This window comes from Methylobacterium sp. WL18, from assembly GCF_008040015.1.
GTDB lineage: Bacteria > Pseudomonadota > Alphaproteobacteria > Rhizobiales > Beijerinckiaceae > Methylobacterium > Methylobacterium mesophilicum.
This window is the reverse complement of the sequence record NZ_VRVD01000967.1, coordinates 1-1,254: the sequence shown is the minus strand read 5'-3', so window position 1 is coordinate 1,254 and position 1,254 is coordinate 1. Positions and strand designations below refer to the sequence as shown.

Below are 1,254 nucleotides of genomic sequence, written 5' to 3'. Positions count from 1 at the left end.
GCGGCGGGCGGATCTCGCGGCGGCTGCCGTCGTGGGCGAAGCGCAGCGACAGGTTCTGGCCGCCGCCGCCGCGGTGGCGCACATCGTACAGGATCGCGGCCCCGTCCGGCAGGTCGGCCCGGCACCAGGTCCAGCGGGTGAAGGCCGAGGCCAGGGGCTCGTCGCCGTCGTTGGTGTCGAAGTAGCCGCTGCCGGTCCAGCGCAGGCCCGGCCGGTCGAAGGCGACCTCGACCCGCGAGGACGGCGCCATCGGCCACCAGCGGTGGCGCCCGCCCGGGTCGAGGTGGAACGGCCCGGGGGTGAAGCCCCGCGGCTCCAGGCGCACCGTGCCGCGGATGCGGTGGGGCAGGGGAGCGCCGCGCTCGTCGATCCGGACCGTCAGGGCGGTGCCGTCCCATTCCATCGCGCTGGGGCCGATGGCGATGTGGTGGCGGCTGCGCGACAGGCTTCCGGCGCCGCGCTCGGTCATGGCGAAGCGGCTGCGGTCGCCGTACAGCACCACGTTCATGGCGCAGTGCGCGAACGGGTTCTTGTCGGCGCTCCAGGCGTAGTAGGGCGAGAACACGCTGCCGATGAACGCGATGATCGTCAGCCCCTGGCGACCGTCGTCGCTCACCGCATCGACGTACCACCACGCGTAGCCGTCTTGCGCGACCGGGCCGTCGAATCGCGGTCCTGCAGGATCGCCGCCGCCGCCAGCCGGCCCGATTGCGCCGCCATCGGCACGCCCGGGCCGGGATGGATCGTGCCCCCCGCCAGGTACAGCCCCGGCAACGCCGTCCGGGCGCCCGCCCGCTTGAAGGTCGAGGCCCAGCCCTGCGGCGCCCGGCCGTAGAGCGCCCCCGCGCTCCCGGGAAACCGGCTCTCGAACCCGGCCGGGTCCGTCACCACCGGGGGCAGGGTTTCCGCGAAGGTCAGCCCGCAGGCCTCCAGTCGGCGGTTCAGATTCGTCTCGCATCGGGCGATCTCCGAGGGCGTCAGCGGGCGCTCGCGGCCGTCCGCCGGAGCGTTGACGAGCATCAGCAGGCGTTCCGGCCCGGCGGGCGCGGCGCCCGTCTCGGTCCGGTCTTGCGCGCAGATGTAGATGGTCGGGTCGTCGGGCAGGCGGCGCCGCCGCAGGATCGTGTCGAACTCCGCCCGGTAGTCGTCCGAGAAGAACACGTTGTGGTGGGCCAGCGGAAATCCCCGCGGGACCGCCGCCCGGCACAGGGTGACGGCGGAGAGCGAGCGCTCGGCCGGCGCCAGCCGCTCGCC

General features: G+C 74.6%; 2 protein-coding genes. Both read right to left on the bottom strand.

Features of this window, described 5'->3' with window-relative positions:
• Positions 1-616: carotenoid 1,2-hydratase (locus tag FV228_RS30155; RefSeq protein ID WP_147857778.1), on the bottom strand; the 616-nt coding region annotated here is incomplete at its 3' end.
• Positions 613-1,254: FAD-dependent oxidoreductase (locus FV228_RS30150; RefSeq protein ID WP_187277980.1), on the bottom strand; the 642-nt coding region annotated here is incomplete at its 5' end. The genes FV228_RS30150 and FV228_RS30155, both read right to left, overlap by 4 nt.